This is a genomic window from Exiguobacterium profundum, assembly GCF_042652865.1.
GTDB classification, from domain to species: Bacteria; Bacillota; Bacilli; order Exiguobacteriales; family Exiguobacteriaceae; genus Exiguobacterium; species Exiguobacterium profundum.
The window spans coordinates 18,072-40,794 of the sequence record NZ_JBHSHG010000005.1 but is presented as its reverse complement, the minus strand read 5'-3'; the positions used below and the strand labels follow the sequence as shown (position 1 = coordinate 40,794).

The following is a 22,723-nucleotide window of genomic DNA, read 5'->3' as shown; positions in this document are numbered from 1 at the left end:
ACGTTTGACCGCCCTCGTGGGGAACGACCAGATCGCACGCGTCGCCAAAAGGCAGAACGCCCTGACTATAAGGAAGTCGATGTGATGGAGGAAGGGATTGACTTCCTTTACGGTCGTAACCCGGTACTCGAGGCACTGCGAAGTGGTCGTGATATGAATAAAGTATTCATTATGGAAGGTCAGCAAAAGGGACCACTCGCTCAAATCATCGCGATGGCGAACGAAGCATCGGTCCAAGTGTCATTCGTCCCAAAAACGAAACTTGAGAAGATGGCTGGCAGTGAACATCACCAAGGAGTCGTTGCGGCTGTTGCGGCTTATGAATACAAAACAGTCGAAGACATGTTCGCTCTCGCAGCTTCGAAAGAGGAGACACCGCTCTTCATTTTGCTAGATGAGCTCGAAGACCCGCACAATCTCGGTTCGATTCTACGGACCGCCGATGCCGTTGGCGCACATGGAATCATCATTCCGAAACGTCGCTCGGTCGGTTTGACTCAAACGGTTGCCAAAGCCTCGACCGGGGCCATTGAGCATATTCCGGTGGCGCGTGTGACGAACTTGACACGGACACTTGAAGAGTTGAAGGAAAAAGGATTGTGGGTTGTCGGGACCGATGCGAAAGAAAGTCAGGACTATCGTCGATTGGATGGAAATATGCCACTTGTTGTGGTCATTGGAAGTGAGGGCAAGGGGATGAGCCGACTCGTGCGCGAATCGTGCGACTTCCTTGTTCATTTACCGATGGTCGGTCATGTCACGTCACTCAATGCATCTGTTGCAGCGGCGCTCCTCCTGTATGAGGTGCATCGCTCACGTCATCCATTGGCATGAGTATCCTGAAGCGCGAGCTCCTTCTTGTCGACGGATATAATATCATCGGCGCGTGGCCTCACTTGAGAAGTCTCCGCGATGTAGATTTTGAACAAGCACGGAATCTGTTGATTGAGGCGATGGCAGAATATCAGGCTGTGTCCGGCAAAGAGGTCACCATCGTGTTTGACGCCCACATGCGATATGGTCGTGAATCCAAAGAGAAGCGGAGTCGGGTCGACGTTGTCTATACGAAAGAAAATGAGACAGCGGACGAATGGATTGAGCGGCGTGCCCATGAATTAGTGGATGACCGGCTCATTACATTATTCGTTGCGACGAACGATTTCACGGAGCAGTGGGTCATCTTTGGTCAAGGCGCATTGCGCGTTCCGGCGACCGAACTGTTGAAAGATTGGAAGCATGCGAAAACACTGATTGAGCAACAGCGCGTGTCGCTAGAGAAAGAACAAGCAAATCGGAAGACGATTGATATTCCACCACATATTCAAGCAAAGTTTGAAGAAATGCGACGTCGCAAATCAAAAGGTGATTGAAATCACGGACGAGTTCATGAAATGGACTCGTCTTTGTTTCGATTTTGACATTTTTTTGCAAAGGAATGTTGTATACTATTACATATATGAGTTACACAGTATTTAATTGACGGAATTTTTAGAAATTTGTTTGACGCATAGGAGTAGGGAGCCCTATAATGGGACACAACCTTACATAGTTCAGGATCAATCGCCGGGGGGTAACGAGCATGAACGGATGGCCGTACGAACAGTTTGAAAAAATGTCAGACGAAGAGTTGGTCTTATTGGCGCGCAACGAAGGGGATAGCGACGCGCTCGAGTTTTTGATTGAACGATACCGGTATTTTGTGCGGGCGAAGGCACGTTCATACTTTTTGATTGGTGCAGATCATGAGGACATCGTCCAAGAGGGGATGATCGGCCTTTATAAAGGTGTGCGTGATTATAAAGACGAGCGACTTGCGTCATTCAAAAGCTTTGCCGAGATGTGCATTACCCGCCAGATGATCACGGCAATCAAGACGGCGACACGCCAAAAACATATTCCGCTCAATTCATATGTGTCACTCGATAAACCAATTTTTGATGAAGAGTCTGACCGGACGTTGCTCGATGTCATCTTGCCACCACATCCGACTGACCCACAAGAATTAATCGTGACACAGGAAGAACAGTCGTTCATGGAAGCGAAGATGGATGAGATCTTGAGTGACCTCGAACGGAAAGTCTTGCGTCTTTATTTAGACGGGCGCTCTTATCAAGAGATTTCAGACGACCTCGATCGTCATGTCAAATCGATCGATAATGCGTTACAGCGCGTGAAGAAGAAATTCGAGCGTCATGTCGACGTCCGGATGCTCACGAGCTAACCGATTATTGACCGCGTGCCTCCTATGTGATACTTTAAAAGCAGCGCCTTGTCCGTAGACGCCATTTACAGGAGGCGTTTTTTTTTCGCTCTTTTTTAAGAGAGAGTAGTCGAAAGGGGCGCTTATGAATGGCAAAGAAAGTAAGTCTCGCTTGCTCAGAATGCGGGTCTCGAGAGTACTCGACGACAAAAAAAGACGGCGTGTCGACACGGCTTGAAATGAAGAAGTTTTGTCGCCGCTGTAACGCGCATACGCTGCATCGGGAATCAAAGTAACGTAGATTGGTATTCAATGTAGGAGGAAGCTACCATGAACTTTTTGCGCGACGTATGGAAAGAGTTGAAGAAAACGAGTTGGCCGACTCGTAAAGAACTCACGAAATATACCATTACTGTCATCGCGACTGTTGTCGTGATTGGCCTGTTCGTGTTCGGCGTAGATACTGGCGTCAGTTATCTCGTCAATTTATTGATTAACTAAGGAAGAGGTGAAAGCCGTGGAGAAACAATGGTTTGTTGTCCAGACGTACTCAGGTTTTGAGAATAACGTCAAAGAAAACCTAGAACGTCGAATCGGTTCGATGAACATGGAAGATAAAATTTTCCGCGTCCTCGTCCCGACTGAAACGACGCAAGAAGAAGTCACATTGAAGAGTGGCGAGAAGAAAATCAAAGAACGTGAAGTCAAAAGTTTCCCGGGCTATGTGTTCGTAGAGATGGTCATGACTGACGATTCATGGTATGTTGTCCGCAACACGCCAAACGTCACCGGCTTCCTCGGTTCAACGGGTGGTGGGGCAAAACCGATCCCACTCCAACCGGACGAAGTGACAAACGTCTTGTCACAAATGGGACTCATCGAGAAGAAAGATCGTTACAACTATGAACTCGGTGACCTTGTCCGCGTGAAAGAAGGCGCATTTGAGAACTTTGAAGGAACAATCGACGAGATTGAGGCCGACAAAGAGAAGCTCAAAGTCGTGGTCGACATGTTCGGTCGTGAAACGAAAATTGAACTTGATTTCGAACAAGTTCAGAAAATTAACTAAACCCACTTGCTAATCCGTAAAACGGATGGTACAATCGAAAATGTTTGATGTTGTGCTTTATTTCGGTACAAACTCGACCTAATAGATTGAGTGGGAGGGCGCACAACGTCCAAGAAACCACATTTTAGACTTAAGGAGGTGTGTCTCGTGGCGAAAAAAGTTTCTAAACTCGTTAAACTTCAAATCCCAGCTGGTAAAGCAAACCCAGCTCCACCAGTAGGTCCAGCACTTGGTCAAGCAGGTGTTAACATCATGGGATTCTGTAAAGAGTTCAACGCTCGTACACAAGACCAAGCCGGATTGATTATTCCTGTAGTCATCACGGTATACGAAGATCGTTCGTTTACATTCATTACGAAAACTCCACCAGCTGCAGTTCTCTTGAAGAAAGCTGCTGGTATCGAGAGTGGTTCTGGTGAACCAAACCGTAAGAAAGTAGCAACGGTTAAGCGTGACAAAGTTCGCGAAATCGCTGAACTTAAAATGCCTGACCTTAACGCATCATCTGTAGAAACAGCGATGCTTATGGTTGAAGGTACTGCACGTAGTATGGGTATTGTAATCGAAGACTAATTGCTAGTCTCTGGGGTTGTCGGTGAATACTGCTCACCTTCAATCCCTTCATTATGTGGGAGGAAATTCCGCTAACCACAAGGAGGAAAAGATCATGGGTAAAAAACACCAAGAAGCAGCTAAGCTTGTTGACCGCACGAAGTCATACGACCTCGCTGAAGCTGTCGAGCTCGTTCAAAAAACAGCTACTGCTAAATTCGATGAAACAATCGAAGTTGCTGTCCGTCTCGGCGTAGATCCGAAGAAAGCAGACCAACAAATCCGTGGTGCCGTTGTACTTCCACACGGTACTGGTAAAACACAAAAAGTTCTCGTCTTCGCAAAAGGTGAGAAAGTGAAAGAAGCGGAAGCTGCTGGAGCAGACTACGTTGGCGACGCTGAGTACATCAACAAAATCCAACAAGGATGGTTCGACTTCGATGTAATCGTTGCGACACCTGACATGATGGGTGAGGTTGGTAAACTTGGTCGTGTTCTCGGACCTAAAGGCCTCATGCCTAACCCGAAAACAGGAACAGTTACTTTCGACGTAGAAAAAGCAATCGCGGATATCAAAGCTGGTAAAGTTGAATACCGTGTTGATAAAGCTGGTAACATCCACGTTCCAGTTGGTAAGAAATCATTTGAAGCATCTAAACTCTCTGAGAACATCGAGACAATTCTCGAAACACTCATGAAAGTGAAGCCTGCTACTGCAAAAGGAACTTACCTTAAAAACATCTCGCTTTCATCTACAATGGGTCCTGGGATCCGTGTAGCGACTGCAGATTTCCTTAAGTAATCTTGTTGAAATAAATTGTTGACAACGTGTGACACCGCTGATAAAGTAATACACGTTCAACCGAATATGTTGGATTACCGTAGACAGAAGGTGGACATCGGTCCGTAAACCCTTCCGAGGTGTCTTTGCTCGAACTTGAGCCTGTTGTCACAGGTTTACTTTCAAACAATTACGCCCTCGTATGTCTTCATACGAGGGATTTCTTTTGGAGAGCAGCCTCTCGTCCGGTATAAGAATTGACTAGGAGGTGCAAACACATGGCAAACGAAAAAATCGTAGCTCAGAAATCGGCACTCGTCGATGAAATCGCTGAGAAAATGCAAGCGAGCGTTGGAACAGTTGTTGTTGACTACCGTGGACTTACAGTTGAAGAAGTGACTACACTCCGTAAATCACTCCGTGACGCTGGAATCGAGTTCAAAGTTTACAAGAACGGTCTTCTTCGCCGCGCAGCTACTCAGTCGAACTTCGAAGGTCTTGACGAAGTCTTCACTGGTCCTACAGCAATCGCCTTCTCTAAAGAAGACGTTATTGCTCCAGCGAAGATCTTGAACGACTTCTCGAAAGAGCACAAAGCGCTCGAACTTAAAGGCGGAATCATCGAAGGTAAAGTTTCTTCACTCGAAGAAATCAAAGCCCTTGCAGAACTTCCATCACGCGATGGTCTTCTCTCGATGCTTCTCAGCGTACTTCAAGCTCCAATCCGTGGGCTCGCAGTCGCAACAAATGCAATCGCAGAACAAAAAGAAGAGCAATCAGCTTAATTTTTGTCGCGTAGCGTAACTCAAAAAAACTTTTTTACAACATCAAAGGAGGAAAACCATAATGGCTTTCAACAAAGAGCAATTCATCGAAGACCTCAAATCAATGACGGTTCTCGAACTTAACGAACTCGTAAAAACAATCGAAGAAGAATTCGGCGTATCAGCAGCAGCTCCAGTAGCAGTTGCAGGTGCTGGCGCAGGCGCAGCAGCTGAAGAGAAAACTGAATTCGACGTAATCCTCACAAACGCTGGCGCTGGTAAAATCAACGTCATCAAAGCTGTTCGTGAAATCACAGGTCTCGGTCTTAAAGAAGCAAAAGCACTCGTTGACGGAACTCCAGCTCCAGTCAAAGAAGGCGTTTCTAAAGAAGACGCTGACGCAATCAAAGCTAAGCTTGAAGAAGCTGGCGCATCTGTTGAAGTTAAGTAATTCTACTTCACAACCTATAGAAGCTCGCCATGGCGAGCTTCTTTTATTTCCTTGAAGAATGGGTTAGGAGGTTCAACGCATGGGAGATCATTACTATACGAACGATCCACGTTCGGAAAGTGCCCCGGAGACATGGACGTACGAGTTGCGAGGGAAACAGTATCATTTCACTTCGGACCGCGGTGTGTTCTCGAAAGGGTCGGTCGATTTTGGGTCACGTCTTTTAATTGAAACGTTTGAGATGCCTGATGTGTCGGGACGTATTTTAGATGTAGGCTGCGGCTATGGTCCGATGGGGATCTCGCTTGCCGATGCCTCTGGGCGTGAGGCCTTGCTCATTGATGTGAATGAGCGTGCGCTGGCGCTCTCTGAGCAAAACGCCGCCCGTAATGGAGTGACGGTCGAAACACGGCTTTCTCACGCGTATGACGCGGTGGGGGGAGAACGGTTTGCCGCCATTGTCACCAATCCGCCGATTCGTGCGGGGAAACAAGTCGTCCATACGATCTTGCGTGAAGCACATACGCACCTCGTCGGTGGAGGAGCAATCTATGTCGTCATTCAAAAGAAACAAGGAGCACCTTCTGCTAAAAAGTTATTAGAAGAGGTGTTTGGTCAAGTTGAAACGATCGCGAAAGAGAAAGGTTACTTTATTTTTCGAGCAATTCGGTCTTGACAAACGGTGAAGTCTTGTTGACTCGCTATAACGTATATGCTAACATTATAAAATGCCATTGGAATGGAATTCGCTTGAAACTGCCGTGTCTGCCGCTTTTTAGAGACGGAAAACGAGCGACATTCAATGACAATGTTCGATTATTACGCCCGAAAAATTCGCTAAAGAATTGGGGGTCTGAGAGGTGAATCAGTTGACTGGTCAACTTGTTCAGTACGGTCGTCACCGTCAGAGAAGAAGCTTTGCCCGTATCAGTGAGGTATTAGAGCTTCCGAATTTGATTGAAATTCAAACTGCTTCTTATGAGTGGTTCTTGCGTGAAGGATTGAAGGAAATGTTCACAGACATTTCACCGATTTCCGACTTCACAGGAAACCTCGTATTGGAGTTCATCGATTACTCGCTCAGTGAGCCGAAGTATTCTATCGATGAATCGAAGGAGCGCGACGTTACTTATTCTGCGCCACTTCGCGTAAAAGTGCGTCTCCAAAACAAAGAGACAGGTGAGCTCAAAGAACAAGAAGTGTTCATGGGGGATTTCCCGCTCATGACAGAATCGGGAACGTTTATCATCAATGGTGCAGAACGCGTCATCGTTTCCCAGCTTGTCCGTTCACCGAGCGTGTACTATAACGCTAAACTCGATAAAAACGGTAAACGTGGATTTGGCGCAACTGTCATCCCGAACCGTGGTGCTTGGCTCGAACTCGAGACAGATGCCAAAGATATCGTTTATGTTCGTATCGACCGTACCCGTAAAATTCCGGTAACGGTGTTGTTGCGTGCCCTCGGATTCGGTACGGACCAAGAAATTATCGACCTTCTCGGGGATGACGAATACCTTCGTAACACCCTTGAAAAAGATAATACGGAGTCTACAGAGAAAGCGTTGATCGAGATTTATGAGCGTCTCCGCCCTGGTGAACCACCAACGGTAGAAAATGCGAAATCTCTTCTCGTATCACGTTTCTTCGACCCGAAACGTTACGACTTAGCGAACGTCGGTCGCTATAAGATGAACAAAAAACTTCATCTTAAGAACCGTTTGTTCGGTCAAAAATTAGCGGAAACGCTCGTGGACCCGGAAACAGGCGAAGTACTCGCCGAAGCTGGAACAATCCTCGACCGCCGCAACTTAGATCGTATCCTCCCGCACTTGGAGAACGGCCTTGGCTATATCGATGCGGAACCAACTGGTGGTGTCGCTGAAGGTGAGCCATTCGGTCTTCAGTCAATCAAAGTCATCTCACCGGATGACCCAGATGGAGAGCGTATCTTGAACATCATCGGAAATGGCAATATCGATCGCAGCGTAAAACATATTACGCCAGCCGATATTATCGCTTCAATCAACTACTTCTTCAACTTACTTCACGAAGTCGGAACAACAGATGACATCGACCACTTAGGAAACCGTCGTCTTCGTTCAGTCGGAGAACTTCTCCAAAACCAATTCCGGATCGGGCTTTCCCGTATGGAACGTGTCGTAAAAGAACGTATGTCGATTCAAGATCAAAATGCGATCACACCACAGGCGCTCATCAACATCCGCCCGGTTATCGCATCACTTAAAGAGTTCTTCGGTAGCTCGCAATTGTCACAGTTCATGGACCAAACGAACCCGCTCGCAGAGCTCACGCACAAGCGTCGTCTCTCTGCACTTGGACCGGGTGGTTTGACACGTGAGCGTGCTGGTTTCGAAGTTCGAGACGTTCACTATTCGCACTACGGTCGGATGTGTCCAATCGAAACACCAGAGGGGCCGAACATCGGACTCATCAACTCACTCTCGTCTTATGCGAAAGTGAACGAGTACGGTTTCATCGAAGCACCATACCGTCGTGTTGACCCAGAAACAGGTCTTGTCACTGGCGACATTCAATATATGACGGCTGATGAGGAAGACCTCTATGTCGTCGCACAGGCAAACATGCCGCTCACAGAAGATGGCCACTTTGCAGACGAACAAGTTCTTTGCCGTTTCCGCGGACAAAACTTGTCAGTCGAGCCAAGCCGAGTGGACTACATGGACGTTTCGCCGAAACAGGTTGTTTCTGCCGCAACGGCATGTATCCCGTTCCTCGAGAACGATGACTCGAACCGTGCCCTCATGGGAGCGAACATGCAACGTCAAGCAGTACCACTCCTTCAACCGGATTCACCGATTGTCGGTACCGGCATGGAGTACGTATCTGCGAAAGACTCTGGGGCAGCTATTGTTGCGAAATACCCAGGTGTCGTCGAACGCGTCACAGCGCGTGAAATCTTGATCCGTCGCACGTCTGACGTGAACGGTTCTGAGGTTTCAGGTGACCTTGACCGTTACAAACTTCAAAAATATGTCCGTTCGAACCAAGGGACATGCTATAACCAAAAACCAATCATCGCAGCTGGTGACCGTGTCGAAAAAGGAGAAATCCTTGCAGACGGTCCATCGATGGATATGGGTGAGCTCGCGCTCGGCCGTAACGTCGTCGTTGCCTTCATGACATGGGATGGTTACAACTATGAGGATGCGATCATCATGAGTGAGCGTCTCGTGAAAGATGACGTGTACACGTCGATTCATATCGAAGAGTACGAGTCAGAGTCACGCGACACGAAACTCGGACCAGAGGAAATCACACGTGATATTCCAAACGTCGGAGATGACGCACTTCGTAACTTGGACGATCGTGGAATTATCCGCATCGGAGCTGAAGTCAAGGATGGCGACATCCTCGTCGGTAAAGTAACACCTAAGGGCGTTACAGAATTGACGGCGGAAGAGCGTCTCTTGCACGCAATCTTCGGTGAGAAGGCACGTGAAGTACGTGATACGTCACTTCGTGTACCAAACGGTGGAGACGGAATCATCTTGGATGTCAAAGTGTTCGACCGTGAAAACGGTGACGAGTTGTCTCCAGGCGTCAACCAAATGGTACGTGTCTATATCGTTCAAAAACGTAAGATTCACGAAGGGGATAAGATGGCGGGACGTCACGGTAACAAAGGTGTTATCTCGCGAATCCTCCCTGAAGAAGATATGCCATACATGCCAGACGGTACACCGGTTGACATCATGCTCAACCCGCTTGGGGTACCATCTCGTATGAACATCGGTCAGGTACTTGAGCTCCACCTTGGTATGGCGGCGAAGAAGCTCGGTATCAAAGTGGCAACACCTGTATTCGATGGAGCGCGTGAGGAAGACGTATGGGCAACGATTGAAGAGGCTGGTATGGATAAAGATGCGAAAACACGTCTCTATGACGGTCGTACGGGTGAACCGTTCGATAACCGCGTCTCGGTCGGTGTCATGTACATGATCAAACTCGCGCACATGGTTGATGACAAACTTCACGCTCGTTCGACAGGACCATACTCACTCGTTACGCAACAACCGCTCGGTGGTAAAGCACAGTTCGGTGGTCAGCGCTTCGGGGAGATGGAAGTTTGGGCTCTTGAAGCGTACGGTGCAGCCTACACGCTCCAAGAAATCTTGACAATCAAGTCGGATGACACGGTCGGTCGTGTGAAAGCATATGAGGCCATCGTGAAAGGCGAGAGCGTTCCGAAAGCGGGCGTTCCTGAATCATTCCGCGTCTTGATCAAAGAGCTTCAAGCGCTCGGTATGGAAGTCAAGATGATGTCAGCGGATGATGAAGAAGTCGAAATGAAAGATGAAGATGACGACAACATCCCGAACGCAACATCGGCGTTAGAACAAGTCGTTCAACCGACTGTTACGGAAGAGGAATAAGGCGAAAAGGGAGGTCGGCCCCTTGGTAGATGTTAATCGATTTGAATATATGAAAATCGGCTTGGCTTCATCAGAGAAGATCCGTTCGTGGTCTTACGGTGAAGTCAAAAAGCCGGAAACGATCAACTATCGTACACTTAAACCAGAGAAGGACGGATTATTCTGTGAACGAATCTTCGGTCCTACGAAAGACTGGGAATGTTACTGTGGGAAATACAAACGTATCCGTTATAAAGGAGTCATTTGTGACCGCTGTGGCGTTGAAGTGACGAAAGCGAAAGTGCGTCGCGAGCGAATGGGCCATATCGAGCTCGCGGCACCAGTTTCGCACATCTGGTACTTCAAAGGGATTCCAAGCCGCATGGGGCTTGTTCTCGACATGTCACCACGTGCGCTTGAAGAAGTCATTTACTTCGCATCTTACGTGGTCACAGAGCCAGGTGATACTCCGCTTGAGAAGAAACAACTTCTCTCGGAAAAAGAATTCCGTCTCTATCGTGAAAAATACGGTAGCGACTTCAAAGCAGACATGGGTGCTGAAGCCATCCGTACACTTCTTCAAGACGTTAATCTTGAAAAAGAAGTAGGCGAGCTTCGTGAAGAGTTGAAAACAGTCCAAGGTCAACGTCGTACACGTGCGATTAAGCGCTTGGAAGTTCTCGATGCATTCTTCACTTCAGGAAACAATCCAGACTGGATGATCCTTGAAGTACTTCCTGTCATCCCACCAGAGCTTCGCCCGATGGTACAGCTTGATGGTGGACGCTTTGCGACATCTGACTTGAACGATTTGTATCGTCGAGTCATCAACCGGAACAACCGTCTCAAACGTTTGCTCGACCTCGGCGCGCCGAACATCATCGTGCAAAACGAGAAGCGTATGCTTCAAGAAGCGGTTGACGCCCTCATCGACAACGGTCGTCGTGGTCGTCCGGTAACAGGTCCTGGTAACCGTCCGCTTAAATCACTTTCACACATGTTGAAAGGGAAACAAGGTCGTTTCCGTCAAAACCTTCTCGGTAAACGGGTCGACTATTCAGGACGTTCGGTTATCGTCGTAGGTCCGAACTTGAAGATGTATCAGTGTGGTCTTCCAAAAGAGATGGCGCTTGAACTCTTCAAACCGTTCGTGATGAAAGAGCTTGTCGGTCGCGGCATCGCTTCAAACATCAAGAACGCCAAACGCAAAATCGAGAAGATGCAACCTGAAATCTGGGGCGTCCTTGAAGAAGTCATTCGTGAGCATCCGGTCCTCTTGAACCGTGCCCCGACACTTCACCGCCTTGGTATTCAAGCATTCGAACCGATTCTTGTTGAAGGTCGTGCGATTCGCCTTCACCCACTCGTATGTACGGCATACAACGCCGACTTCGATGGTGACCAAATGGCCGTCCACGTTCCGCTCTCTGCAGAAGCACAAGCGGAAGCACGTCTTCTCATGCTCGCTGCGCAGAACATCTTGAACCCGAAAGACGGAAAACCAGTTGTTACACCATCGCAGGATATGGTCCTCGGTAACTACTACATCTCACTCGAACGTGAAGATGCCGTCGGTCAAGGGAAAGTGTTCTCGAACGTCAACGAAGCGTTGATTGCTTACCAAAACGGTTATGTCCACTTGCACTCGCGTGTGGCACTTCCGGCACGTACGCTCAACAACCCGACGTTCACAGACGAACAGAACGAGAAATTGCTCATTACGACAGTTGGTAAGATGATCTTCAACGAAATCTTGCCAAATACGTTCCCATACTTGAACGAGCCGACGATGGAAAACTTACAGGAAGCAACGCCTGATAAGTACTTCATCGACAAAGGGGCGAACGTTGCGGAAGAAATCGCATCACGTCCAATCATCGACCCGTTCAAAAAAGGGTTCCTTGGAAAAGTCATCGCGGAAGTGTTCCAGAAGTTTGAAACGACGGAAACAAGCCGCATGCTTGACCGGATGAAAGATCTTGGCTTCAAGCACTCGACAAAAGCGGGTGTGACGGTTGGGATTGCCGATATCATCGTACTTCCGGATAAACAGGAAATCCTTGATGAAGCACAAAAACAAGTCGACCAAATCATGAAGTCGTTCCGTCGTGGTCTCATCACTGAAGATGAGCGTTACGAGCGCGTTGTCCGTGCTTGGAACGAAGCGAAGGATGAAATTCAATCTCGATTGATGAAATCCCTCAACCGCCTGAACCCAATCTTCATGATGTCTGACTCAGGTGCCCGTGGTAACGCATCGAACTTTACGCAGCTTGCGGGTATGCGTGGTTTGATGGCCGCTCCATCTGGTCGCATCATCGAACTTCCAATCAAATCGTCATTCCGTGAAGGTCTGACGGTTCAAGAGTACTTCATCTCGACTCACGGGGCTCGTAAAGGTCTTGCCGATACAGCCTTGAAGACAGCCGATTCAGGTTACTTGACGCGTCGTCTCGTTGACGTAGCGCAAGATGTCATCATCCGTGAAGAGGATTGTGGAACAGACCGCGGAATCCGTGTTTCTGCACTCCGCGAAGGTACGGAAGAAATCGAAAGCTTGTACGACCGTCTCGTCGGACGTACATCGTTTGAAACGGTCACACACCCTGAAACGGGCGAAGTGTTGATCGATAAGAACGAATTGATCACAGAAGACATCGCGCGCATCATTGTAGATGCGGGTGTTGAAAAAGTTGAAATCCGTACAGCCTTCACATGTAACACGTCACACGGCGTATGTAAGAAGTGTTACGGACGCAACTTGGCAACTGGATCAAATGTTGAAGTCGGGGAAGCCGTCGGTATCATTGCCGCACAATCGATCGGTGAGCCAGGAACGCAGCTTACAATGCGTACCTTCCACACAGGTGGGGTTGCCGGAGACGATATCACACAAGGTCTTCCACGTATCCAAGAGGTATTCGAAGCCCGTAACCCGAAAGGTCAAGCGGTCATCTCGGAAATCTCTGGTACGGTCATCGACTTCACAGAATCGCGTGACAAGCGTGAACTCACGGTCGAAGGATTCAGTGAGACTCGCTCATACACGATTCCATTCGGAGCGCGTCTCCGCGTTCAAATCGGCGACACAGTAGAAGCCGGTGAAGTCTTCACGGAAGGTTCGATCGATCCGAAAGAATTGCTCGCCGTCCGTGGTGTATCTGGTGTTCAGAACTATCTTCTCCAAGAAGTTCAAAAAGTTTACCGGATGCAAGGGGTAGAAATCGGTGATAAGCACGTTGAGGTCATGGTTCGCCAAATGCTTCGTCGTGTCAAAGTTATCGAATCAGGTGACACACCACTTCTCCCTGGATCACTCGTCGACATCAGCGTCTTCAAAGAAGCGTGTAAAGATGCGATTCGTGATGGAAAACACCCAGCGACTGCGAAACCAGTCCTTCTCGGAATCACGAAAGCTTCACTTGAGACAGATTCGTTCCTCTCAGCGGCTTCGTTCCAAGAAACGACTCGCGTCTTGACAGATGCAGCAATCAAAGGGAAACGTGACTATCTCCTCGGACTCAAAGAGAACGTCATCATCGGTAAACTCGTTCCAGCTGGTACTGGAATGGCCGTCTACCGTGATGTGGAACTCAAAGAAGATGAGGCGCCAGTTGCGCTCGAAGATACAACAGTCGAGTAAAATACGTCTTGACAGCGCAGGTTGGCGGTGCTACTATGATTTAGTGCCGCCAATCGGTTGTTGTCGATGACAACGATGTCCAGCAGTCGGCAAGCTACTTGGACGTCCATCCGAACTTTCTACGGGAAGGTTTGGCTGCTACAATTGCCACTTTCAAGGTATAACTCACGTTTTTGCGAGGTCATGGAATGCCTACGCCTCGTAAAAACGTTTCGTTATGACCTTAAATGAACCACCCGGGTCGGTGGGACTAGAAAATAGCAACATTCAGGAAGGGAGGATCTTCAAAGATGCCTACTATTAACCAGTTAGTCCGTAAAGGACGTAAATCGAAAGTCGTGAAATCTGACTCTCCAGCACTTAACAAAGGTTACAACAGTTTCATCAAGTCACAAACAAACGTGAGCTCACCACAAAAACGTGGTGTTTGTACACGTGTTGGTACAATGACTCCGAAGAAACCGAACTCGGCGCTTCGTAAGTATGCTCGTGTTCGTTTGACTAACCAAATCGAAGTGACTGCGTACATCCCAGGTATTGGCCACAACCTTCAAGAGCACAGCGTTGTTCTTATCCGTGGAGGACGTGTAAAAGACTTACCAGGGGTACGTTACCACATCGTTCGTGGTGCGCTTGACACTGCAGGTGTTGATGGACGTATGCAAGGCCGTTCTAAATACGGTACGAAACGTCCGAAAGCTGCGAAGAAGTAATTCTCGCAAACTAAACTACAATTGAAATTTTGAAAGGAGGGTACTCGGATGCGTAAAAACCGTGCAGAACGTCGTGACGTTATCGCAGATCCGATCTACAACTCGAAATTGGTAACTCGCCTCATTAACCGTGTCATGTTAGACGGTAAAAAAGGTACAGCTCAAACTATCATTTACAACGCATTTGGCATCATCGCTGAACGCTCAGGCAAAGAGCCTATGGAAGTGTTCGAAGAAGCAATGAACAACATCATGCCTGTACTTGAAGTTAAAGCACGCCGTGTAGGTGGAGCTAACTACCAAGTTCCTGTAGAAGTTCGTCCAGAGCGCCGTACAACACTTGGTCTTCGTTACCTCGTGAACTACGCTCGTCTCCGCAACGAAAAAACGATGGAGCAACGTATCGCGAACGAAATCATGGATGCAGCCAACAACACTGGTGCATCTGTTAAGAAACGCGAAGACATGCATAAGATGGCAGAAGCTAACAAAGCGTTTGCTCACTATCGTTGGTAATTTAATCGTAAAGTCCACTCCGCCAAGCATGGCTTAACGGAGTGGCTTTCGGGTATAATCATATCGTGTGCGCGCACACGAAAATCAAACATGCGGAAGGAGAATACCCAGTATGGCAAGAGAATTCTCCCTAAAGAATACTCGTAACATCGGGATCATGGCTCACATCGATGCCGGTAAAACGACAACAACTGAACGTATTCTTTATTACACAGGTCGTATCCATAAAATTGGTGAAACGCACGAAGGTGCTTCACAAATGGACTGGATGGAGCAGGAGCAAGAGCGTGGAATCACGATCACTTCGGCTGCGACAACTGCACAGTGGAATGGCCACCGTGTAAACATCATCGATACACCTGGACACGTAGACTTCACTGTAGAAGTTGAACGTTCACTCCGTGTACTTGATGGTGCGGTTGCTGTACTTGACGCTCAGTCAGGTGTAGAACCACAAACAGAAACTGTATGGCGTCAAGCGACGACATATGGTGTACCACGTGTCGTATTCGTCAACAAGATGGATAAAATCGGCGCAGACTTCTTGTACTCTGTGAAGACGCTCCACGATCGTCTTCAAGCGAACGCTTACGCGATCCAACTCCCAATCGGAGCAGAGGACGATTTCAAAGGGATCATCGATCTCGTTGAAATGAAGACTTACATGTACAACAACGACCTCGGTACTGACATCGAAGTAACAGATGGCTTCCCAGCTGACATGGCTGACCAAGCTGAAGAACTTCGCGGTCAATTGATCGAAGGTGTTGCTGACTTCAACGAAGAGTTGATGATGAAGTACCTTGAAGGTGAAGAGATTTCAATCGATGAATTGAAAGCTGCAATCCGTCAAGCGACACTTAGCGTTGAATTCTACCCTGTACTCGTTGGTTCTGCCTTCAAGAACAAAGGTGTTCAGCTCATGCTTAACGCCGTTGTTGATTACCTCCCATCACCAGTTGATGTAGAGTCAATCAAAGGGATCAACCTCGATACAGAAGAAGAAATCACACGTGAGCCTTCTGACGAAGCTCCATTCTCAGCACTTGCGTTCAAAGTTATGACTGACCCTTACGTCGGTAAATTGACGTTCTTCCGCGTGTACTCTGGTACAGCTGAAGCGGGATCATACGTGAAGAACTCGACTAAAGGGAAGCGTGAGCGTCTCGGTCGTATCCTTCAAATGCACGCAAACAGCCGTGAAGAGATTCCAATGGTATTCGCTGGTGACATCGCCGCTGCTGTTGGTTTCAAAGACACGACTACTGGTGACACGCTTTGCTCTGAGAAAGATAACATCGTTCTCGAGTCAATGACGTTCCCAGAACCAGTTATCTCGGTTGCAATCGAGCCTAAATCGAAAGCAGACCAAGATAAGATGGGTCAAGCTCTTGCGAAACTCGCAGAAGAAGATCCAACATTCCGCACTGAAACAAACCCTGAGACTGGTCAAACGATCATCTCTGGTATGGGTGAGCTTCACCTTGACATCCTCGTTGACCGTATGCGTCGCGAATTCAAAGTAGAAGCTAACGTTGGTGCACCACAAGTTGCTTACCGTGAAACAATCCGTGGCGCTGCGAAGATCGATTCGAAATTCGTTCGTCAGTCTGGTGGACGCGGTCAGTACGGTCACGTTGTCGTAGAATTCGAGCCGAACGAAGAAGGCGCTGGATTCGAGTTCGAGAACAAGATCGTCGGTGGTGTTGTACCACGTGAATACGTCCCTGCTGTTCAAAACGGGATTGAAGAAGCTCTCGAAAACGGTATCCTCGCTGGTTACCCAGTAGTAGACGTTAAAGCTCGTCTCGTATTCGGTTCGTACCACGATGTTGACTCGAACGAGATGGCGTTTAAAGTTGCTGCTTCGATGGCGGTTAAACAACTTAAGGACCAAGCGAAAGCTGTTATCCTTGAGCCAATGATGCGTGTTGAAGTTGTTATCCCAGAAGAATACATGGGTGACATCATGGGTGACGTCACGTCACGCCGTGGACGCGTAGAAGGTATGGAAGCTCGCGGTAACGCACAAGTCGTTAAAGCGATGATTCCACTTTCAGAAATGTTCGGTTACGCAACATCACTTCGTTCACGTACACAAGGACGCGGAACGTACTCGATGCACTTCGATCACTACGAAGAAGTACCGAAATCAATCGCTGAAGAAATCGTCAAAAAAGCGAACGGCTAATAACGGTTGTATCGCTAGATTGATTGTTGTAAGCTAAGGAGGACGTATGTTAAAAGTAGCCTACGTCTTCCTAGTTAAATAAAACTAATCGTTTAATAGAGGAGGAATCTAGAATGGGTAAAGAAAAATTCGACCGTTCTAAGCCGCACGTTAACGTTGGTACAATTGGCCACGTTGACCACGGTAAAACAACTTTGACTGCAGCAATCTCTGCTGTACTTTCACGTGCACAAGGTAAAACAGCTACTAAGTTCGACCAAATCGATGGTGCTCCAGAAGAGCGCGAGCGCGGTATCACAATCGCAACAGCTCACATCGAGTACGAAACTGACAAGCGTCACTACGCACACGTTGACTGCCCAGGACACGCTGACTATGTTAAAAACATGATCACTGGTGCTGCTCAAATGGACGGCGCGATCCTCGTTGTATCTGCAACAGATGGCCCAATGCCACAAACACGTGAGCACATCCTTCTTTCACGTCAAGTAGGTGTTCCTTACATCGTAGTATTCATGAACAAAGTTGACATGGTAGACGACGAAGAGCTTCTCGAACTCGTTGAAATGGAAATCCGTGAACTTCTTTCTGAATACGACTTCCCAGGCGACGACCTCCCTGTAATCAAAGGTTCTGCACTTGGCGCACTTAACGGTGAAGCTCAGTGGGAAGAAAAAGTTATGGAACTCATGAACGCTGTTGATGAGTACATCCCAGAACCAGTTCGTGACACTGAAAAAGACTTCATGATGCCTGTTGAGGACGTATTCTCAATCACTGGTCGTGGTACTGTAGCGACTGGTCGTGTTGAGCGTGGTGTTCTCCGCGTCAACGACGAGATCGAAATCGTTGGTCTTACAGAAGAAACGAAGAAAACTGTATGTACTGGTGTAGAGATGTTCCGTAAGCTTCTTGACTATGCTGAAGCTGGCGACAACATCGGTGCACTTCTCCGTGGTGTATCACGTGACGACATCGAGCGTGGACAAGTACTTGCTAAGCCAGGTTCAATCACACCACACTCTAAATTCAAAGCATCAATCTACGTTCTTTCTAAAGAAGAGGGTGGCCGTCACACGCCATTCTTCGCGAACTACCGTCCGCAGTTCTACTTCCGTACAACTGACGTAACAGGTATCGTTCACCTTCCAGAAGGTACTGAAATGGTAATGCCAGGAGACAACATCGAGTTGACGATCGAATTGATTTCTACAATCGCGATCGAAGACGGTACACGTTTCTCTATCCGTGAGGGTGGCCGTACTGTAGGTGCTGGTTCAGTAACAGAAATCATCGAGTAATCGATTGATTCAACTGAACAACATTAAGCAGTCCGCAATATGCGGGCTGCTTTTTTGTGTTTCCATCACAACATGGTAAGATGAGGCATACGAGAAAGGAGTGGCGTCATGCTGAAGCAACTAGAGACTATTTGTCGCTTGAATGGGATTGAGTATCGCATTGGCGGTTCTGAGCTGTTAAAGCATCATGGCATCGTCGAGGTAACGAATGACATCGATGTTTTTGTTGAACCGGACCAGTTTGAAAAAATCGATCGCGTACTTAGTCGTGCTGGGGAGAAGAAACCATCAGATTCTCACGACGCATACGTAACGACCTACTTTGGAGAGTATATATTCGAGGGAACAGATGTGGACGTCATGTCTAGTTTCCGAATGAAGTGTACCGACGGAATCTATACGCATCCTTTCATTGAACCAGATGGACAATGGATGCACCTAGAAGAGTGGGTCGTCCTTTACACGGTCATCGGACGAGAGGATAAATTAGCGTCATTGCTCCGCTATTTCAAGACGCACAGTGTTAATGAAGGAATTGTTCAAGACTGTTTAAAACGAGCGCCACAATCGGTCATAGAAGGGGTGACAGAGCGTTTTGGAGAGGTGATGAAACGCTAGGTCGAGTTGACATGGGAGTTCGTTTGAAAAATAGTTCAATAAAAGAATGAATTTTTGCTTGCAAAAGCTCGCGAATCTTGTTACATTAGGGAACGTTGAGCAACTCATCAGACAACCAGCAACTTCAAAAATCTAATCTTGCATTCCATGACCAGATTAGATATAATGATTAAGTGTTTGTGCGAGTGGTGAGAGACTTTACAGCAGAAAACGGGTCCAATCGTTGATTTGCAATGATCGGATGCCTCTGCTGACACAAGCACGCTGCGTTGAAGCGGGAGGTTATGACACGCCAGGCAGCATTGCCATGGCCGGTGTGGAAATTTCCGCGGAGAATTGTCTATTTTTAAAGTAGGCGACAAAGGAGGGAAACAAACATGGCAAATGAAAAAATTCGTATTCGTTTAAAAGCATATGACCATCGCGTTCTCGATCAATCAGCTGAGAAGATCGTTGACACTGCGAAGCGTTCAGGTGCAAAGGTATCGGGTCCAATCCCGCTCCCAACTGAAAAATCGGTTTACACGATTCTTCGTGCGGTTCACAAGTACAAAGATGCTCGTGAGCAGTTCGAAATGCGTACACACAAACGCTTGATCGACATCGTAAACCCAACACCGAAAACAGTCGATTCGCTTATGCGTCTCGAGTTACCATCAGGTGTAGACATCGAAATCAAACTTTAATTCTTCATATAGTAGATACTAGCCAGAAGAGACAATTAATTATTAACAGGAGGTGTATCTCATGGCTAAAGGAATCTTAGGAACAAAACTTGGTATGACTCAAATCTTCAACGAAGCAGGCGAAGTTGTACCAGTAACAGTAGTTGCTGTAGAAGGTAACGTCGTTCTTCAACTTAAAACAGTTGACACAGACGGTTACGAAGCAGTTCAACTTGGTTTCGGAGACATCAAAGAATCACGTCAAAACAAACCATCAAAAGGTCACGCTGCGAAAGCAAACGCGACACCTAAGCGCTTCATCAAAGAAGTTCGTACTTCAGTAGAAGGATACGAAATCGGTCAAGAGATTAAGGCAGACATTTTCGCTGCAGGTGAATTAGTAGACGTAACAGGTACATCGAAAGGTAAAGGATTCCAAGGTGCGATCAAGCGTCACGGACAATCACGTGGACCAATGGCTCACGGTTCGCGCTACCACCGTCGTCCTGGTTCGATGGGTCCTGTCGCTCCTAACCGCGTATTTAAAGGGAAACTTCTTCCTGGTCAAATGGGTGGAGAGCGTAAAACAATTCAAAACCTTGAAGTCGTTAAAGTTGATGTGGAACGTGGCCTTCTCCTCGTGAAAGGTGCTATCCCAGGCGCTCGTAAATCGAACGTCATCATCAAATCAGCGGTCAAAGGTAACTAATTAACTGCACGGAAAGGAGGAATTACGAATGCCTAAAGTAGCTTTGCTTAACCAAACAGGTTCACAAGTTGGCGAAATCGAATTGGCAGAAGCCATCTTCGGAATCGAGCCAAACGAATCAGTACTTTACGACGCAATCGTCATGCAACAAGCATCACGCCGTCAAGGTACTCACGATACGAAAGGTCGCTCGGAAGTACGCGGTGGCGGCCGTAAACCATGGAAACAAAAGGGAACTGGTCGTGCGCGCCAAGGTTCTATCCGCTCACCACAATGGGTTGGTGGTGGTACAGTCTTCGGTCCAACACCACGTTCATACTCTTACAAACTTCCTAAGAAGGTTCGTCGTTTAGCACTTCTCTCGGCTCTTTCGTCGAAAGTACAAAACAACGAAATCATCGTCCTCGAAGGCCTTGCTTTCGATGCACCAAAAACAAAAGATATGGCTGCTGTACTCAACAGCTTATCAGTAGAACGTAAGGCTCTTGTAGTCACAGCGGACTACAATGAGACTATCGCTCTCGCAGCTCGTAACATCCCAGGAGTGACTGTGATCGACGCAGCAGGCGTAAACGTTCTTGACCTCGTTGCTAACGACAAAGTCATCTTCACTAAAGATGCGGTTGCGAAGGTAGAGGAGGTGCTTGCATAATGGCTCAAGCATACGATATCATCAAACGTCCGATCATCACTGAGCGTTCAGTTAGCCTCATGGAAGCTAACAAATACGTTTTCGAAATCGACGTAAAAGCGACTAAATCGCAAGTGAAACACGCTATCGAAACAATCTTCAACGTGAAAGTTGCTTCGGTAAACACAATGAACTACAAACCGAAAGCGAAACGTGTCGGTCGTCACTCTGGTTACACAGCTCGTCGTAAAAAAGCGATCGTAACCCTTGCTGAAGGCAACACAATCGACTTCCTCGGTTAATTAACTACCTTAGAAGAAAAGGAGGGAATCCTCGATGGCAATCAAAAAGTTTAAGCCGACCACTAACGGTCGTCGTAACATGACATCTCTCGACTTTGCAGAGATCACAACGAATCGCCCTGAAAAATCGTTAACTGAAAAGCTTTCGAAAAAAGGCGGACGTAACAACCAAGGTCGCTTGACTGTTCGTCACCAAGGTGGCGGTCACAAGCGTAAATACCGTATCATCGATTTCAAACGTAACAAAGATGGCGTTGCAGGACGCGTAGCAACGATCGAATACGATCCAAACCGTTCAGCAAACATCGCACTCATCAACTATGTAGATGGTGAGAAACGTTACATCCTCGCTCCTAAGGGCATCAAAGTAGGCATGGAAATCATGTCTGGTCCTGAAGCGGATATCAAAGTGGGGAACGCTCTTCCACTCGTAAACATCCCTGTCGGTACAACAATCCACAACATCGAGCTTAAGCCTGGTAAAGGCGGTCAGCTAGTTCGTGCGGCTGGTGCATCGGCACAAATCCAAGGACGTGACGGCAAGTACGTCATCGTTCGTCTTCAATCAGGTGAATCACGCTTGTTCCTCGGCACTTGCCGCGCGACAATCGGTTCAGTTGGTAACGAAGAACACGAACTCGTAAACATCGGTAAAGCAGGACGTTCACGTTGGTTAGGCAAACGCCCAACAGTACGTGGTTCTGTAATGAACCCGGTTGATCACCCACACGGTGGTGGTGAAGGTCGTGCGCCAATCGGTCGTTCGGGCCCACTTACTCCTTGGGGTAAACCAGCTCTTGGTCTTAAGACTCGTAAGAAAAACAAATCGAGCGACATGTACATCCTTCGTCGCCGTAAGAAATAATTACTACATGATTCTCGGGCGGTTCGAAAGGGCCGTTCCCGAATCATTCCAAAGGGAGGTTCTAACATGGGTCGCAGCTTGAAAAAAGGTCCATTCGCAGATCACCACTTACTCGCTAAAGTTGACAAACTCAACGAATCTGGTGAGAAGCAAGTCATCAAAACTTGGTCACGTCGCTCGACGATCTTCCCAGAATTCATGGGTCACACGTTCGGTGTGCACGATGGTCGTAAACACGTACCAGTATTCGTGACAGAAGACATGGTTGGTCACAAACTTGGTGAATTCGCTCCAACACGCACGTACAAAGGTCACGGATCAGACAAGAAAACGAAACGGTAATTTGAGGGGAGGT

Annotated in this window: 24 protein-coding genes and 1 other annotated feature; all 24 genes read left to right on the top strand. The window is 47.7% G+C overall.

From position 1 onward, the window contains the following. Positions 1–84: 84 nt before the first annotated feature. The 24 genes from rlmB to rpsS all read left to right on the top strand — a co-directional run bounded on the left by rlmB (position 85) and on the right by rpsS (position 22,710). Positions 85–834 carry a 23S rRNA (guanosine(2251)-2'-O)-methyltransferase RlmB gene (rlmB, locus tag ACFO4U_RS13800; RefSeq protein ID WP_031421850.1) on the top strand — a complete coding sequence of 250 codons (750 nt, stop codon included), beginning with the start codon at positions 85–87 and terminating at the stop codon, positions 832–834. Then, the gene (locus ACFO4U_RS13795; protein WP_012727695.1) at positions 831–1,370 is read left to right on the top strand and encodes a YacP-like NYN domain-containing protein; all 540 of its coding nucleotides are present in this window, start codon (positions 831–833) and stop codon (positions 1,368–1,370) included. Before rlmB ends, ACFO4U_RS13795 begins: the two co-directional genes overlap by 4 nt. Positions 1,371–1,579: 209 nt before the next feature. Further along, a complete protein-coding gene (gene sigH, locus ACFO4U_RS13790; RefSeq protein ID WP_012727694.1) occupies positions 1,580–2,221 on the top strand; it encodes an RNA polymerase sporulation sigma factor SigH in 642 nt (213 codons plus the stop codon). Between the two features lie 128 nt (positions 2,222–2,349). Next, complete coding sequence (gene rpmG / locus ACFO4U_RS13785) at positions 2,350–2,496, top strand: 50S ribosomal protein L33 (protein ID WP_012727693.1); 147 nt, start codon at positions 2,350–2,352, stop codon at positions 2,494–2,496. A gap of 34 nt (positions 2,497–2,530) precedes the next feature. Next, complete coding sequence (secE, locus tag ACFO4U_RS13780) at positions 2,531–2,701, top strand: preprotein translocase subunit SecE (RefSeq protein WP_012727692.1); 171 nt, start codon at positions 2,531–2,533, stop codon at positions 2,699–2,701. A 16-nt stretch (positions 2,702–2,717) separates the two neighbouring features. Beyond that, a complete protein-coding gene (nusG, locus tag ACFO4U_RS13775; protein ID WP_012727691.1) occupies positions 2,718–3,269 on the top strand; it encodes a transcription termination/antitermination protein NusG in 552 nt (183 codons plus the stop codon). 147 nt (positions 3,270–3,416) lie between these two features. Beyond that, positions 3,417–3,842, top strand: coding sequence for a 50S ribosomal protein L11 (rplK, locus tag ACFO4U_RS13770; RefSeq protein ID WP_012727690.1), 426 nt, complete (start codon positions 3,417–3,419; stop codon positions 3,840–3,842). A gap of 94 nt (positions 3,843–3,936) precedes the next feature. Beyond that, positions 3,937–4,623, top strand: coding sequence for a 50S ribosomal protein L1 (gene rplA / locus ACFO4U_RS13765; RefSeq protein WP_012727689.1), 687 nt, complete (start codon positions 3,937–3,939; stop codon positions 4,621–4,623). A 59-nt stretch (positions 4,624–4,682) separates the two neighbouring features. Continuing rightward, positions 4,683–4,836: a sequence feature (ribosomal protein L10 leader region), on the top strand. Between the two features lie 44 nt (positions 4,837–4,880). Next, positions 4,881–5,387: a 50S ribosomal protein L10 gene (gene rplJ / locus ACFO4U_RS13760; protein ID WP_012727688.1), complete on the top strand. Its 507-nt coding sequence runs from the start codon at positions 4,881–4,883 to the stop codon at positions 5,385–5,387. A gap of 61 nt (positions 5,388–5,448) precedes the next feature. Further along, positions 5,449–5,817 carry a 50S ribosomal protein L7/L12 gene (gene rplL, locus ACFO4U_RS13755; RefSeq protein WP_012727687.1) on the top strand — a complete coding sequence of 123 codons (369 nt, stop codon included), beginning with the start codon at positions 5,449–5,451 and terminating at the stop codon, positions 5,815–5,817. Positions 5,818–5,896: 79 nt separating this feature from the next. Then, entirely contained in the window at positions 5,897–6,493 is a 597-nt protein-coding gene (locus ACFO4U_RS13750; protein WP_215244433.1) for a class I SAM-dependent methyltransferase, read from the top strand. Positions 6,494–6,686: 193 nt separating this feature from the next. Then, a complete protein-coding gene (gene rpoB / locus ACFO4U_RS13745) occupies positions 6,687–10,235 on the top strand; it encodes a DNA-directed RNA polymerase subunit beta (protein WP_074037866.1) in 3,549 nt (1,182 codons plus the stop codon). A gap of 22 nt (positions 10,236–10,257) precedes the next feature. Next, positions 10,258–13,857, top strand: coding sequence for a DNA-directed RNA polymerase subunit beta' (rpoC, locus tag ACFO4U_RS13740; protein WP_012727684.1), 3,600 nt, complete (start codon positions 10,258–10,260; stop codon positions 13,855–13,857). Between the two features lie 290 nt (positions 13,858–14,147). Next, positions 14,148–14,570 (top strand): 30S ribosomal protein S12, encoded by a 423-nt coding sequence (gene rpsL / locus ACFO4U_RS13735; protein ID WP_012727683.1) that lies wholly within the window; start codon positions 14,148–14,150, stop codon positions 14,568–14,570. Between the two features lie 48 nt (positions 14,571–14,618). Continuing rightward, positions 14,619–15,086: a 30S ribosomal protein S7 gene (gene rpsG / locus ACFO4U_RS13730; RefSeq protein ID WP_012727682.1), complete on the top strand. Its 468-nt coding sequence runs from the start codon at positions 14,619–14,621 to the stop codon at positions 15,084–15,086. 112 nt (positions 15,087–15,198) lie between these two features. Beyond that, the gene (gene fusA, locus ACFO4U_RS13725) at positions 15,199–17,277 is read left to right on the top strand and encodes an elongation factor G (protein ID WP_012727681.1); all 2,079 of its coding nucleotides are present in this window, start codon (positions 15,199–15,201) and stop codon (positions 17,275–17,277) included. A gap of 113 nt (positions 17,278–17,390) precedes the next feature. Further along, positions 17,391–18,578, top strand: a complete 1,188-nt coding sequence (gene tuf, locus ACFO4U_RS13720) for an elongation factor Tu (protein ID WP_078147868.1) — start codon at positions 17,391–17,393, stop codon at positions 18,576–18,578. A gap of 108 nt (positions 18,579–18,686) precedes the next feature. After that, positions 18,687–19,196, top strand: coding sequence for a nucleotidyltransferase family protein (locus ACFO4U_RS13715; protein WP_214691672.1), 510 nt, complete (start codon positions 18,687–18,689; stop codon positions 19,194–19,196). A 377-nt stretch (positions 19,197–19,573) separates the two neighbouring features. Then, positions 19,574–19,882 (top strand): 30S ribosomal protein S10, encoded by a 309-nt coding sequence (rpsJ, locus tag ACFO4U_RS13710; protein WP_074032438.1) that lies wholly within the window; start codon positions 19,574–19,576, stop codon positions 19,880–19,882. Between the two features lie 61 nt (positions 19,883–19,943). Beyond that, entirely contained in the window at positions 19,944–20,570 is a 627-nt protein-coding gene (gene rplC / locus ACFO4U_RS13705; protein ID WP_012727677.1) for a 50S ribosomal protein L3, read from the top strand. 28 nt (positions 20,571–20,598) lie between these two features. Then, positions 20,599–21,222: a 50S ribosomal protein L4 gene (gene rplD / locus ACFO4U_RS13700; RefSeq protein ID WP_012727676.1), complete on the top strand. Its 624-nt coding sequence runs from the start codon at positions 20,599–20,601 to the stop codon at positions 21,220–21,222. Then, complete coding sequence (gene rplW / locus ACFO4U_RS13695; RefSeq protein ID WP_012727675.1) at positions 21,222–21,503, top strand: 50S ribosomal protein L23; 282 nt, start codon at positions 21,222–21,224, stop codon at positions 21,501–21,503. The genes rplD and rplW overlap by 1 nt, the downstream gene beginning before the upstream one ends. A 34-nt stretch (positions 21,504–21,537) precedes the next feature. Continuing rightward, entirely contained in the window at positions 21,538–22,368 is an 831-nt protein-coding gene (gene rplB, locus ACFO4U_RS13690; protein WP_012727674.1) for a 50S ribosomal protein L2, read from the top strand. Positions 22,369–22,434: 66 nt separating this feature from the next. Beyond that, positions 22,435–22,710, top strand: coding sequence for a 30S ribosomal protein S19 (gene rpsS / locus ACFO4U_RS13685; protein WP_012727673.1), 276 nt, complete (start codon positions 22,435–22,437; stop codon positions 22,708–22,710). Positions 22,711–22,723: the final 13 nt, after the last annotated feature.

Excerpts from the sequence above, each read along its gene's own strand:
- rpsJ (WP_074032438.1), top strand. The coding sequence starts at position 19,574 with ATGGCAAATGAAAAAATTCGTATTCGTTTAAAAGCATATGACCATCGC.
- rplA (WP_012727689.1), top strand. The coding sequence starts at position 3,937 with ATGGGTAAAAAACACCAAGAAGCAGCTAAGCTTGTTGACCGCACGAAG.
- ACFO4U_RS13750 (WP_215244433.1), top strand. The coding sequence starts at position 5,897 with ATGGGAGATCATTACTATACGAACGATCCACGTTCGGAAAGTGCCCCG.
- rpsS (WP_012727673.1), top strand. The coding sequence starts at position 22,435 with ATGGGTCGCAGCTTGAAAAAAGGTCCATTCGCAGATCACCACTTACTC.
- rlmB (WP_031421850.1), top strand. The coding sequence starts at position 85 with ATGGAGGAAGGGATTGACTTCCTTTACGGTCGTAACCCGGTACTCGAG.
- rplC (WP_012727677.1), top strand. The coding sequence starts at position 19,944 with ATGGCTAAAGGAATCTTAGGAACAAAACTTGGTATGACTCAAATCTTC.
- rplD (WP_012727676.1), top strand. The coding sequence starts at position 20,599 with ATGCCTAAAGTAGCTTTGCTTAACCAAACAGGTTCACAAGTTGGCGAA.
- fusA (WP_012727681.1), top strand. The coding sequence starts at position 15,199 with ATGGCAAGAGAATTCTCCCTAAAGAATACTCGTAACATCGGGATCATG.
- sigH (WP_012727694.1), top strand. The coding sequence starts at position 1,580 with ATGAACGGATGGCCGTACGAACAGTTTGAAAAAATGTCAGACGAAGAG.
- rpsL (WP_012727683.1), top strand. The coding sequence starts at position 14,148 with ATGCCTACTATTAACCAGTTAGTCCGTAAAGGACGTAAATCGAAAGTC.
- rplB (WP_012727674.1), top strand. The coding sequence starts at position 21,538 with ATGGCAATCAAAAAGTTTAAGCCGACCACTAACGGTCGTCGTAACATG.
- rpsG (WP_012727682.1), top strand. The coding sequence starts at position 14,619 with ATGCGTAAAAACCGTGCAGAACGTCGTGACGTTATCGCAGATCCGATC.
- rplL (WP_012727687.1), top strand. The coding sequence starts at position 5,449 with ATGGCTTTCAACAAAGAGCAATTCATCGAAGACCTCAAATCAATGACG.
- secE (WP_012727692.1), top strand. The coding sequence starts at position 2,531 with ATGAACTTTTTGCGCGACGTATGGAAAGAGTTGAAGAAAACGAGTTGG.
- rplW (WP_012727675.1), top strand. The coding sequence starts at position 21,222 with ATGGCTCAAGCATACGATATCATCAAACGTCCGATCATCACTGAGCGT.
- rplJ (WP_012727688.1), top strand. The coding sequence starts at position 4,881 with ATGGCAAACGAAAAAATCGTAGCTCAGAAATCGGCACTCGTCGATGAA.
- rpmG (WP_012727693.1), top strand. The coding sequence starts at position 2,350 with ATGGCAAAGAAAGTAAGTCTCGCTTGCTCAGAATGCGGGTCTCGAGAG.
- ACFO4U_RS13795 (WP_012727695.1), top strand. The coding sequence starts at position 831 with ATGAGTATCCTGAAGCGCGAGCTCCTTCTTGTCGACGGATATAATATC.
- tuf (WP_078147868.1), top strand. The coding sequence starts at position 17,391 with ATGGGTAAAGAAAAATTCGACCGTTCTAAGCCGCACGTTAACGTTGGT.
- ACFO4U_RS13715 (WP_214691672.1), top strand. The coding sequence starts at position 18,687 with ATGCTGAAGCAACTAGAGACTATTTGTCGCTTGAATGGGATTGAGTAT.